The following is a 12,497-nucleotide window of genomic DNA, read 5'->3' as shown; positions in this document are numbered from 1 at the left end:
CGGATGCTTGAGGGGATCACCACTGCCGGAGGGGCCGCCTGGATGGAGTACAACCGCCAATCCCTGCGCGGGCTGCCCAGGTGGACCCAGCTGCTGCCCTTCCTGCTGATCGCCGCCGCGGTGGTGCTCGACATCCCCACCCCGCCGCAGCTCAGCACCTTCCCGCTGCTGGCGGCCGCGCCGGTGGCCGCCGCGCCGCTGCTGTCCCTGGCGGGGACGGTCGCGGCGGGCTGCACCGCCGACCTGGCGGGGCTCTACCTGGTCTACCGGCACGGCGGCCGGCTGGACTTCGCCGCCGTCAGCGAGCTGGTCAGCATCGTCGTGCTGACCATCTTCGCGGCGGGCGTCAACCAGCTGATGAGCCGCGACCAGCGGATGCTGCGCTCGGCCCGGGACATGGCCGAGGCCGTCCAGCGGGCGGTACTGCCGCCGCCGCCCGCCCGCATCGGTCCGCTGGCCATCGCCGCCCGGTACACCGCCGCCGAGGAGGAGGCCGCCATCGGCGGGGACCTCTACGCCGTCCAGCGCACCCGGCACGGTGTGCGGCTGCTGATCGGCGACGTCCGGGGGAAGGGGCCGGGCGCGGTGGAGGCGGTCACCGTGCTGCTGGGTGCCTTCCGCGAGGCCGCCGACCGCACCCCGGACCTGCCCGACATGCTGCGGGTGCTGGAGCGGGCGGTACGGCGGCTGAACGAGCTGCGGGAGGACGCCGAGACCTTCGCCACGGCCGTCGTCGCCGAGATCGGCACCGACTTCCGCACCCTGCGGATGGCCAACCGGGGGCATCCGGCACCGCTGCTGGTCGACGGCGAGCGCACCCGCGTCCTGGAGCCGAGAATCCCCGCCCTGCCACTGGGTCTCGGCGACCTGGCCGCCCCCGCCACCCCGATCGACCGGTTCGACCTGGCCCAGGGCACCGCCCTGCTGCTCTTCACCGACGGGGTCACCGAGGCCCGCGACCGCGACGGGGTCTTCTACGACCCGCTGCCCCGGATGTCCCGGCCCGTCCCGCCCGGCCCCGACGGTCTGCTGGACGCCCTCCTCGCCGACCTCACCCGCCACACCGGGCGGCGGCTCACCGATGACGTCGCCCTGCTCGCCGTGGTGCACGAGGCCGTGCCGAGCCGGCTGCTGGGCGCGACGCCGCTGAGCGGAGTCCACCCGGGCCGCCCGGCCGTCCGGCTCCGGCAGGCCGTACTCCGCCTCCACCACTGACCGGGCGACTCAGGGCTCTGCCGGGCAGCGGACGTCGCCTGCGGGGCGCCGTCCGCCGACCAGGAAGCCGGTGGTCAGCCGGTCGCCGCAGGCGTTGCCGTTCGCCAGGTAGACGCCATGGCCGCCGGAGCCCACGGTGACCATCCGGGCCCGGTCGCCGAAGGCGCGGCGCAGCTTCAGGGCACCGCTGTAGGGGGTGGCCGGGTCGCGCAGGTTCTGGAGCAGCAGCACATTCGACGGCCCGTAGGGGGTGATCCGCACCGGGCATCCACCCCATCGGCTCGGGGGGTAGCCCCAGCACGGGGAACTGACGGAGCTTCAGCAGGCTCGGCGGGGGTACCGACGGCAACCACCCGGGGCAGCCCTCCAGCGCGTCAGCTGGCGCCCGGGACGCCGAGGTGGCGGGCGAGGTAGCGGGCGGTGCGGCTGTGCGGGGCGCGGGCCACCTGGGCGGGGGTACCGGCGGCGACCACCCGGCCACCGTCGTCGCCCGCTCCGGGGCCCAGGTCCAGGACCCGGTCAGCGTCCGCCACCACGGCCATGTCGTGCTCGACGACCAGCACGGTGTTCCCGGCGTCGACCAGGCCGTGCAACTGGCGCATCAGCACGGCGGTGTCGGCCGGGTGGAGGCCGGTGGTGGGCTCGTCCAGCAGATAGAGGGTCCGTCCACGGTGGGCCCGCTGGAGTTCGGTGGCCAGCTTGATCCGCTGTGCCTCGCCGCCGGAGAGTTCGGTGGCGGGCTGGCCCAGCCGCAGATAGCCGAGCCCAACGTCACGCAGGGTGCGCAGCGAGCGGGCGGCGGCGGGTACGTCGGCGAGGAAGTCGGCGGCCTCGTCCACGGCCAGGTCCAGCACATCGGCGATGGTCCGGCCCCGGTAGGTGATCCGCAGGGTCTCGGGGTTGTAGCGGGCGCCGTGGCAGGTGGGGCAGGGGGCGTAGGTACCGGGGAGGAAGAGCAGTTCCACCGCGACGAACCCCTCGCCCTGGCAGGTCTCGCAGCGGCCGGAGGGCGTGTTGAAGGAGAACCGCCCGGGGCCGTAGCCGTGGGCGCGGGCCTGGTCGGTGGCGGCGAAGACCCTGCGTACGGCGTCGAAGAGCCCGGTGTAGGTGGCCAGGTTGGACCGGGGGGTGCGGCCGATGGGCTTCTGGTCGACCCGGACCAGCCGGTCGAGGGAGTCCAGCCCCTCGGCGGAGGCGACCTCGGCGCGCGGGGTGCCGTGCGGGTCGTCCTCGTCGTCCTGGCCGTCCCGGGGCGCAGCGGCGGCCGGTCCGCCCCGGGCCCGCAGCGCCTCGGCGACCAGGTCGGCGAGGACCAGGCTGACCAGGGTGGACTTGCCGGAGCCGGAGACCCCGGTGACGGCGGTGAAGACCCCCAGCGGCAGGTCCACGTCCAGGTTCCGCAGGTTGTGCAGGGTGACGCCGCGCAGGCGCAGCCACCCGTCGGGGCGGCGCGGCGGGCGGGCCGGTGCGGCCTGCCCGCCGTCCGGCCCGTACAGGTACCGCCGGGTGGCCGACTCCTCGACGTCCCGCAGTCCGGCCACCGGGCCGCTGTGCAGCACCCGGCCGCCCTGCCCGCCCGCCCCTGGGCCGACGTCGACCACCCAGTCGGCGCGGCGCACCACGTCCATGTCGTGTTCGACCACGAAGAGCGAGTTGCCTGCGGCCCTGAGCCTGGCGAGTACGGCCAGCAGGGGTTCCACATCGGCCGGGTGGAGGCCGGCCGAGGGTTCGTCCAGCACGTAGACGACGCCGAAGAGGCCGGAGCGCAGCTGGGTGGCCAGCCGGAGCCGCTGGAGTTCGCCGGGCGAGAGGGTGGGGGTGGGGCGGTCCATGCTGAGGTAGCCGAGGCCCAGTTCCGCCAGGACGGCGATGCGGGCGACCAGGTCCTGGGTGAGGACGGCGGCGGCGTCCGACCCTGCGGTGTCGCAGGTGGTGTCGCGCAGGGTGTCGCGCAGGGCGTCGCGCAGGGCGTCGGCGAGGGCGGTGAGCGGCAGGGCGGCCAGGGCGGCGATGTCGCGGCCGGCGAAGGTCACGGCCAGGGCCTCGGGCCGCAGTCGGCGGCCGTCGCAGACCGGGCATGGGGCGCTCTCCAGGTGCCGGAGCACCCGTCTGCGGGTCGCCGCGCTCCTGGACTCGGAGAAGGCGCGCATCACATAGCGTTCGGCGCTCATGAACTGCCCCTGGTAGGGGCGCTGGATGCGGCCGGCCTCGCGCACCGGGTGGACGGTGACGACGGGCTGCTCGTCGCTGAAGAGGATCCAGTCGCGTTCGGCCTGCGGCAGCTCCCGCCAGGGCCGGTCGATGTCATGGCCGAGCGCCGCGACCACGTCGCGCAGGTTCTTGCCCTGCCAGGCGCCGGGCCAGGCGGCAATCGCATGGTCGCGGATGGAGAGCGACGGGTCGGGCACCAGGGAGGCTTCGGTGACCCGGTGCACGGTGCCCAGGCCGTGGCACTCGGGGCAGGCGCCGGCCGGGGTGTTGGGCGAGAAGGCGTCGGAGTCCAGCCGTTCGGTGGTGCCCTCGGGGTAGTGCCCGGCCCGGGAGAAGAGCATCCGCAGCAGGTTGGAGAGCGTGGTGACGGTGCCGACGGAGGAGCGGGAGCCGGGGGTGCCGCGCCGCTGCTGGAGCGCCACGGCGGGCGGCAGTTCGGTGATCTCGTCCACCTCGGGTGCGCCGGTCTGCTGGAGGAGCCGGCGGGCGTACGGCGCCACGGACTCGAAGTAGCGGCGCTGGGCCTCGGCGTAGAGGGTGCCGAAGGCCAGCGACGACTTGCCCGACCCGGAGACTCCGGTGAAGGCCACAAAGGCGTCGCGGGGGAGGTCCACGTCGATGCGGCGCAGATTGTGCAGGCGGGCGCCGCGCACCCGGACGAAGGGGTCGTGCGCGCCGGACGGCGCGGGCCGGGGAAGGCAGCTGCGGTCGTTCACGGGTGGCGCCTCTCCGCTGGTGGTCGGCGGGGCTCACGGCCGGTCCTCGGCGGCGCCGGTGCCGGGATGCGCCCCGCCCTCTTCCTACCAGACGGTAACCCGGGTTAGACTGGCTGGGAATCACCACCGCCGGGCCTCGGGAGCCGCACCGGCGGGGCCCCGTACGACGCGCCACCGCGCGGTCTCTCCGTACGGGACAGTGTCTGCTCCCGTTGCCGCCCCCGTGGTCCATCGGGAGGCGTCGCCCCCGGTCCGCACGCTGCGGCAGGGCGACGGCACAGCCGCATTCCAGCAGGTCAGCACCTTGTCACCACCGGGCTCCGGCCGGAGCGGAACGGCCACCCGGTGCCGTGCCGCAGCCGCCTTCCCTCCCTGTGTACGCAACCCTCCTCCCCCGTGACGGCACCGTCGGCACCGACGGCACCGGCGGCGGGAGTGCGCGACGCGGGGCCACCATGAGGAGTCAGGACAATGGACCGTCCCTTCCCCACCGTCGCCGTCGTCGGCCTGGGCACCATGGGTGCCGGTATCGCCGTGGCGACCGCCCGCAGTGGCCGCCGGGTCGTCGGCATCGAGCTGGACGGGGCCGCCGCACAGGCCGCCCAGGCCCGTATCGAGGAGTCCACGGCCCACGCGGTGGCCCGCGAGCGGCTCACCGCCGAGGAGCGCGCCGAGCTGTTGGACCGGATCTCCTACAGCGACCGGCTGGCGGACGCCGCCCTCGCCGACCTGGTGGTCGAGGAGGTGCCGGAGCAGCTGGAGCTGAAGCGGGAGGTCTTCGCCGAGCTGGACCGGCTCTGCCCGCCGGAGACCGTGCTGGCCACCGGCACCACCGCGCTGTCGGTGACCCGGATCGCCTCGGCGACCTCCCGCCCGGAGCGGGTGCTGGGCCTGCACTTCTTCAACCCGGTGCACCGGATGAAGCTGGTCGAGGTGGTCCGCACGGTGCTGACCTCGCCGCAGGTCTCGGCGGACGCCGCGGAGTTCGCCCGTGACCTGGGCAAGTCGCCGGTGGCGGCGGGCGACCGGGCCGGGTTCATCGTCAACGGCCTGCTGTTCGCGTACCTCAACCAGGCGGCGGCGATGTACGAGTCCCGGTACGCGACCCGGGAGGACATCGACGCGGCGATGCGGCTGGGCTGCGGCCTGCCGATGGGCCCGCTGGCGCTGCTGGACCTGATCGGCGTCGACACCGCGCGCACCGTGCTGGAGGCGATGTACGCGCAGTCGCACGACCGGCTGCACGCGCCCGCCCCGATCCTGGGGCAGCTGGTGGCGGCGGGCCTGCTGGGCCGCAAGACCGGGCGTGGCTTCTACCGCTACCAGGCGCCCGGGTCGTCGCATGAGGTCGCGGAGCCGGAGCCGGTCGGTGCGGCGGCGGGCCGGGTGGCCGGGCGGGAGGTGCGCTCGGTCGGCGTCTGCGGCTCGGGGACGATGGCGACGGGCATCGCCGAGGTGTTCGCCAAGGCCGGGTACGACGTGCTGCTGGTGGCCCGCAGCCAGCAGAAGGCGGACCGGGCGAAGGCCGCGCTGGCGGCCTCGCTGGACCGGTCGGTGGCCAAGGGCCGACTGAGCGAGGAGGCCCGCGACACGGCGCTGGCCCGGGTGGTCCCGAGCGGCCACCTGGGTGACCTGGACCGGGTGGACCTGGCGGTGGAGGCGGTGGCGGAGGACCTGGCGGTCAAGCGGGACCTGTTCGCCTCGCTGGACAAGGTCTGCCGACCGGGCGCGGTGCTGGCCACCACCACCTCCAGCCTGCCGGTGATCGAGTGCGCCACCGCGACCACCCGCCCGCAGGACGTGGTCGGCCTGCACTTCTTCAACCCGGCCCCGGCGATGAAGCTGGTGGAGGTGGTCTCCACGGTGCTGACCGGCGCGGATGTCGCCGCGACCGCGCTGGAGGTCTGCGCCAGGGTGCGCAAGCACCCGGTGGAGTGCGGCGACCGGGCGGGGTTCATCGTCAATGCGCTGCTCTTCCCGTACCTCAATGACGCGGTGCGGATGCTGGAGGAGCACTACGCCACGGTGGACGACATCGACACCGCGATGCGGCTGGGCTGCGGCTACCCGATGGGGCCGTTCGAACTGCTGGACGTGGTGGGCCTGGATGTGTCGCTGACCATCGAGCGGGTGCTGCACCAGGAGTTCCGCGAGCCGGGGCTGGCGCCCGCGCCGCTGCTGGAGCACCTGGTGGCGGCGGGCTGCCTGGGGCGCAAGACCGGCCGTGGGTTTCGCGACCACGCGCGGCGATGACCGTGCGCGGCGGACGGCTCGGCGTGGGCCCCGGGGCGGTGGCGTCCCGGTGGCCGCGCCCGCCCGGCCGTCCCGACCAGCGGGAATCGGCGACGGGGACGGACGCCGGGCAGGCCGGGGCGTGTAGCGTGCCACGCATGGATCGGGAGCGTGCCACGGTGCGACACGAGGCGACCAGCGGCGGCGTTGCCGCCGGCGGCCAGCGGCTCGGGCACGGCGCCAACGGCCGTCGGGCCACCGCGCAGCGCCAGCAGATGCGGCAGGACCTGGCAGCCGCCGCCATGGAGCTGTTCGCCGGACAGGGCTACGAGGAGACGACGGTCGACCAGATCGCCGCTGCGGCCGGGGTGGCCCGGAGGACCTTCTTCCGCTACTTCCGGTCCAAGGAGGAGGCGATCTTCCCGGACCACGACGACACCCTGATCCGGGTGGCCGACCTGCTGGCCAGCGCCGACGCCGAGGAGCACCCGCTGGACGTGGTCTGCCGGGGGATCAAGGAGGTGCTGCGGATGTACGCCTCCACCCCGGCCGTGTCGGTGGCCCGCTACCGGCTGATCCGGCAGGTACCGACGCTGCGCGAGCGGGAGATCACCGTGGTGGCCCGGTACGAGCGGCTCTTCACCCGCTATCTGCTGGGCCGCTTCGACGCGGCGGCGGCGCTGTCGCCCACCTGGCGGCGGGGCGGGGACGACGACCCGATGCTGGCCGAGGTGTCGGCGGCGGCGGTGGTCGCGGCCCACAACCACGTCCTGCGGCGGTGGCTGCGGGCCGGTGGCCGGGGCGATGTGGAGGCCCAGCTGGACCACTCCTTCGAGGTGATCCGGGAGACCTTCTGGGCGCAGGCCCCGGCATCCGCCCGCCGCCGGGGTGCCGACCTGGCACCGAGTGCCATGCGGGAGTCCCAGGCGGCCCTGGAGAGCGCCGTGGGCAGCGCGGTCAGCGCCGCACCGGGCGGTGAGGTGCTCATCACAGTGGCCCGTACGGATGCGCCGCTGGACCAGGTGCTGGACTCCATCCGTACCGCGCTCAGCGGCGCCGCAGCCGACCGCGAGGACCCGCCCGCCTCCTGATCACCCCTGGTCACCTGCCCTTTGGGGGCCCGTTCCGCAGCTGCGGGACGGGCCCCTTCGCATGCCCGCCGACCGCTCCTGTTGCGGTGGCGGGCCCCTGGGGCGACCCTGGACGAAACTAATGGCACGCGGTGTCTTTACGAGTGGCACAGGGTGCCAGTACGTTGTTCCCCACCGGTCACGGCGCCGCGGCTCCCCACCTCGGAGCGCCGTGCACCACCCACCGCTCCCGCAACCCGGGACGGCCCACCCCCCTCCACCCGAACCCTCAAAAGCCGGTGTCCGCTCCCGGCTCCCCCAGACGCCCTGCGCCCTCACGCAGGTACGCCTTCGGAGGCAGCCTTGAAGGAAATCCTCGACGCGATCCTCAGCTCCGACACCACGGCGGCGGACTTCGCCGCGCTGCCGCTGCCGGAGTCCTACCGGGCGGTGACGCTCCACCGTGACGAGGAGGAGATGTTCGACGGACTCGACAGCCGTGAGAAGGACCCCCGCAAGTCCCTCCATGTGGACGAGGTCGCCGTCCCCGAGCTCGGGCCGGGCGAAGCCCTGGTCGCCGTGATGGCCAGCGCCGTCAACTACAACACGGTGTGGAGCTCGCTCTTCGAGCCGGTCTCCACCTTCGCCTTCCTGCGGCGGTACGGGCAGCTCTCCCCGCTCGCCGCCCGCCATGACCTGCCGTACCACGTCGTCGGCTCCGACCTGGCCGGAGTGGTGCTGCGCACCGGGCCCGGCGTCAACGCCTGGAAGCCGGGCGACGAGGTCGTCGCCCACTGCCTCTCGGTGGAGCTGGAGAGCGCCGACGGCCACAACGACACCATGCTCGACCCCGAGCAGCGGATCTGGGGCTTCGAGACCAACTTCGGCGGCCTCGCCGAGGTGGCCCTGGTCAAGTCCAACCAGCTGATGCCCAAGCCGGCCCACCTCAGCTGGGAGGAGGCCGCCTCCCCGGGACTGGTCAACTCCACCGCCTACCGGCAGCTGGTCTCACGCAACGGCGCCGGGATGAAGCAGGGCGACAACGTCCTGATCTGGGGCGCCAGCGGCGGCCTGGGCTCCTACGCCACCCAGTACGCGCTGGCCGGCGGAGCCACCCCGGTCTGCGTGGTCTCCAGCGACCAGAAGGCCGCCATCTGCCGGGCGATGGGGGCCGAGGCGATCATCGACCGCAGCGCCGAGGACTTCCGGTTCTGGAAGGACGAGCACCACCAGGACCCCAGGGAGTGGAAGCGGCTCGGCGCGAGAATCCGCGAGTTGACCGGCGGCGAGGACGTGGACATCGTCTTCGAGCACCCCGGCCGCGAGACCTTCGGTGCCTCGGTCTATGTCACGCGCAAGGGCGGCACCATCGTCACCTGCGCCTCCACCTCGGGGTATATGCACCAGTACGACAACCGCTACCTGTGGATGAGCCTCAAGCGGATCGTCGGCTCGCACTTCGCCAACTACCGCGAGGCATGGGAGGCCAACCGGCTGGTGGCCAAGGGCCGGATCCACCCGACGCTCTCCCGGGTCTACCGGCTTGAGGAGACCGGACAGGCCACCCTCGACGTGCACCGCAACCTCCACCAGGGCAAGGTCGGCGTGCTCTGCCTGGCCCCCCAGGAGGGCCTGGGCGTCCGGGACACCGCACTGCGGGAGAAGCACCTGCCGGCCATCAACCGCTTCCGCAACGTCTGAGAGCGGGTACGCCGCCATGACCGAGCACCACACAGACACCGCGAGCGAGCCGAAGAGCGCGTCGGCGCCGAAAGCCCCGGCGAGCGAGCCGAAGGGCGCGTCGGTGCCGAAAGCGACGAGCGACAAGCGACGAAGGAGCGCCGGAGCGAGGAACGTCGGCGCCGACACCCAGCGCCCGCAGGCGAGCGAGCCCAAAAAAGAGGCGAGCGAGCCGAAGGGCGCGTCGGTGCCGAAAGCGACGAGCGACAAGCGACGAAGGAGCGCCGGAGCGAGGAACGTCGGCGCCGACACCCAGCGCCCGCAGGCGAGCGAGCCCAAAAAAGAGGCCCGCGATCGGCCTTGGCTGATGCGGACCTATGCGGGGCACTCCTCCGCCCGGGAGTCCAATGAGCTCTACCGCCGCAACCTCGCCAAGGGTCAGACCGGGCTCTCGGTGGCCTTCGACCTGCCGACCCAGACCGGGTACGACTCCGACCACATCCTGGCCCGCGGCGAGGTCGGCCGGGTCGGCGTCCCGGTCGGCCATCTGGGCGACATGCGCACCCTCTTCGACGGCATCCCGCTGGAGAAGACCAACACCTCCATGACGATCAACGCCACCGCCATGTGGCTGCTGGCCCTCTACCAGGTCGTCGCCGAGGAGCAGGGCGCGGACATCGCCGCCCTCACCGGCACCACCCAGAACGACATCGTCAAGGAGTACCTGTCGCGCGGAACGCATGTCTTCCCGCCCGGCCCGTCGGTGCGCCTCACCACCGACGTGATCGCCTACACGGTCGCGCACCTCCCCAAGTGGAACCCGATCAACATCTGCAGCTACCACCTCCAGGAGGCCGGGGCCACGCCGGTGCAGGAGATCGCCTATGCGATGTGCACCGCGATCTCGATCCTGGACGCCGTCCGCGACTCCGGCCAGGTGGCGCAGGAGCGGATGGGCGATGTGGTGGCCCGGATCTCCTTCTTCGTCAACGCGGGCGTCCGCTTTGTCGAGGAGATGTGCAAGATGCGGGCCTTCGGCCGCCTCTGGGACAAGGTGACGCAGGAGCGGTACGGAATCGCCGACGCCCGGCAGCGCCGCTTCCGCTACGGCGTGCAGGTCAACTCGCTGGGCCTCACCGAGGCGCAGCCGGAGAACAACGTCCAGCGGATCGTGATGGAGATGCTGGCGGTCACCCTCTCCAGGGACGCCCGCGCCCGGGCCGTGCAGTTGCCCGCCTGGAACGAGGCGCTGGGCCTGCCCCGGCCGTGGGACCAGCAGTGGTCGCTCCGGATCCAGCAGGTGCTGGCGTATGAGTCGGACCTGCTGGAGTACGGCGACCTCTTCGACGGCTCGCATGTGGTGGCGGCCAAGACCGAGGAGCTGCTGACCGGTGCCGAGGCGGAGATCGCCAAGGTGCTGGAGATGGGCGGCGTCATCCCGGCTGTGGAGTCGGGCTACCTCAAGGCGCAGCTGGTGGCCTCGCACGCGGCCCGCCGGGCCCGGATCGAGGCGGGCGAGGACAAGGTGGTGGGCGTCAACTGCTTCGAGACCACCGAGCCCAATCCGCTCACCGTGGACCTGGACGCGGCGATCCAGCGAGTCGACCCCGCCTCCGAGCAGGCGGTGCTGGCCGGTCTGGACGCCTGGCGCGGGCAGCGTGACGACGCCGCCGTGAAGTCCGCGCTGGAGCGGTTGAAGGCCGACGCCGCCGAGGAGCGGGTGAACCTGGTGGAGGCCACGCTGGCCTGTGCCCGCGCCGGGGTGACCACCGGCGAGTGGTCCTTCGCGCTGCGCGAGGTCTTCGGCGAGTACCGCGCCCCCACGGGCGTCGGCGGCGCCCCGGTGGCGGTGGCCGCCGAGCCGGGCGGCGAGCTGGCCGCCGTACGGGAGGCGGTGGCGGCCACCGCCGAGGAGCTGGGCACCGGCAAGCTGCGGATGCTGGTCGGCAAGCCCGGCCTGGACGGGCACTCCAACGGGGCCGAGCAGATCGCGGTGCGTGCCCGCGATGCCGGCTTCGAGGTGGTGTACCAGGGCATCCGGCTGACGCCCGAGCAGATCGTGGCCGCCGCGGTCGCGGAGGACGTGCACTGCGTGGGACTGTCGATCCTGTCGGGCGCGCACGCCGAGCTCGTCCCCGATGTGCTCAAGCGGCTGCGCCGCGCAGGGGTGGAGGACGTACCGGTGATCGCCGGTGGGATCATCCCGGCAGCGGACGGCGAGGCGCTGAAGGCCGCCGGGGTGGCGGCAGTGTTCACCCCCAAGGACTTCTCCATCACCACCATCATCGGCCGCATCGTCGACGAGATCCGTCTCGCCAACAGACTCCAGCCGTGGCGCAGCGCGGCGGACACCCTCTCCGCCCGCTGACCCCCACTCCACGCACCGGAAGGACGAACCCACCCTCATGACGACCGTGAACCGCCTGCGTCCCCGCCGCTCCTGCCTGGCCGTGCCCGGCAGCAACCCGCGCTTTCTGGAGAAGGCGCAGGCCCTGCCCGCCGACCAGGTCTTCCTGGACCTGGAGGACGCGTGCGCGCCGCTGGTCAAGGAGAGCGCCCGGCACACCATCGTCGACGCCCTGAACAACGGTGACTGGGGCAGTCGGACCCGCGTGGTGCGGGTCAACGACTGGACCACCCACTGGACGTACCGCGATGTGGTCACCGTGGTCGAGGGCGCCGGACCCAACCTGGACTGCATCATGCTGCCCAAGGTGCAGGACGCCACCCAGGTGCAGGCGCTGGACCTGCTGCTCACCCAGATCGAGAAGACCATGGGCTTCGAGGTGGGCCGGATCGGCATCGAGGCGCAGATCGAGAACGCCAAGGGCCTGGTGAACGTGGACGCCATCGCGGCCTCCTCGCCGCGCGTCGAGACCATCATCTTCGGCCCCGCCGACTTCATGGCCTCGATCAATATGAAGTCGCTGGTGGTGGGCGAGCAGCCGCCCGGCTACCCGGCGGACGCCTACCACTACATCCTGATGCGCCTGCTGATGGCCGCCCGCAGCCATGACCTCCAGGTGATCGACGGCCCGTACCTCCAGATCCGCAACCAGGAGGGCTATCGGGAGGTCGCACGGCGGGCCGCCGCGCTGGGCTTCGACGGCAAGTGGGTGCTGCACCCGGACCAGATCGCCGCGGCGAACGAGATCTTCTCGCCGACGCAGGATGACTACGACCATGCGGAGCTGATCCTGGACGCCTACGAGTGGTGCACCTCGGAGGCAGGCGGCGCCAAGGGGTCGGCGATGCTCGGCGACGAGATGATCGATGAGGCGTCCCGCAAGATGGCGCTGGTCATCGCGGGCAAGGGCCGCGCCGCGGGCATGCAGCGCACCTCCAAGTTCGAGCCCCCGCAGGACTGAGGAGA

General features: G+C 73.0%; 7 protein-coding genes and 1 pseudogene. 6 read left to right on the top strand and 2 right to left on the bottom strand.

All coding sequences use genetic code 11. From position 1 onward, the window contains the following. The first annotated feature begins 42 nt into the window (after window positions 1-42). On the top strand, window positions 43-1,215 hold the full coding sequence (locus C7M71_RS24040) for a PP2C family protein-serine/threonine phosphatase (RefSeq protein WP_175607734.1): 1,173 nt from the start codon (window positions 43-45) through the stop codon (window positions 1,213-1,215). 9 nt (window positions 1,216-1,224) lie between these two features. Here C7M71_RS24040 and C7M71_RS24035 read toward each other — a convergent pair. Together C7M71_RS24035 and C7M71_RS24030 are read right to left on the bottom strand one after the other, a co-directional pair. Next, window positions 1,225-1,479: pseudogene (locus tag C7M71_RS24035) on the bottom strand (alpha/beta hydrolase); the annotation flags it as partial. A gap of 110 nt (window positions 1,480-1,589) precedes the next feature. Then, complete coding sequence (locus C7M71_RS24030; protein WP_111490930.1) at window positions 1,590-4,142, bottom strand: excinuclease ABC subunit UvrA; 2,553 nt, start codon at window positions 4,140-4,142, stop codon at window positions 1,590-1,592. 471 nt (window positions 4,143-4,613) lie between these two features. Here C7M71_RS24030 and C7M71_RS24025 point away from each other — a divergent pair, with 471 nt between their 5' ends. The 5 genes from C7M71_RS24025 to C7M71_RS24005 all read left to right on the top strand — a co-directional run bounded on the left by C7M71_RS24025 (window position 4,614) and on the right by C7M71_RS24005 (window position 12,492). Beyond that, a complete protein-coding gene (locus C7M71_RS24025) occupies window positions 4,614-6,395 on the top strand; it encodes a 3-hydroxyacyl-CoA dehydrogenase family protein (protein WP_111490931.1) in 1,782 nt (593 codons plus the stop codon). A 137-nt stretch (window positions 6,396-6,532) separates the two neighbouring features. Continuing rightward, entirely contained in the window at window positions 6,533-7,465 is a 933-nt protein-coding gene (locus tag C7M71_RS24020) for a TetR family transcriptional regulator (RefSeq protein WP_111490932.1), read from the top strand. Window positions 7,466-7,807: 342 nt separating this feature from the next. Next, complete coding sequence (gene ccrA / locus C7M71_RS24015; RefSeq protein WP_111490933.1) at window positions 7,808-9,145, top strand: crotonyl-CoA carboxylase/reductase; 1,338 nt, start codon at window positions 7,808-7,810, stop codon at window positions 9,143-9,145. Window positions 9,146-9,491: 346 nt separating this feature from the next. Continuing rightward, on the top strand, window positions 9,492-11,492 hold the full coding sequence (locus C7M71_RS24010) for a protein meaA (RefSeq protein ID WP_111490934.1): 2,001 nt from the start codon (window positions 9,492-9,494) through the stop codon (window positions 11,490-11,492). 37 nt (window positions 11,493-11,529) lie between these two features. Then, a complete protein-coding gene (locus C7M71_RS24005; RefSeq protein WP_111490935.1) occupies window positions 11,530-12,492 on the top strand; it encodes an HpcH/HpaI aldolase/citrate lyase family protein in 963 nt (320 codons plus the stop codon). The last annotated feature ends 5 nt before the right edge of the window (window positions 12,493-12,497 follow it).

The organism is Peterkaempfera bronchialis, assembly GCF_003258605.2.
Taxonomy (GTDB): Bacteria; Actinomycetota; Actinomycetes; order Streptomycetales; family Streptomycetaceae; genus Peterkaempfera; species Peterkaempfera bronchialis.
Note: the sequence above shows the minus strand (reverse complement) of the source record. Positions and strands in the feature narration are given on the sequence as shown.

What these genes read in the sequence shown, in the direction of transcription:
- C7M71_RS24040 (WP_175607734.1), top strand. Translation starts at nt 43, where the DNA reads ATGGAGTACAACCGCCAATCCCTGCGCGGGCTGCCCAGGTGGACCCAG.
- C7M71_RS24025 (WP_111490931.1), top strand. Translation starts at nt 4,614, where the DNA reads ATGGACCGTCCCTTCCCCACCGTCGCCGTCGTCGGCCTGGGCACCATG.
- C7M71_RS24020 (WP_111490932.1), top strand. Translation starts at nt 6,533, where the DNA reads ATGGATCGGGAGCGTGCCACGGTGCGACACGAGGCGACCAGCGGCGGC.
- C7M71_RS24010 (WP_111490934.1), top strand. Translation starts at nt 9,492, where the DNA reads ATGCGGACCTATGCGGGGCACTCCTCCGCCCGGGAGTCCAATGAGCTC.
- C7M71_RS24005 (WP_111490935.1), top strand. Translation starts at nt 11,530, where the DNA reads ATGACGACCGTGAACCGCCTGCGTCCCCGCCGCTCCTGCCTGGCCGTG.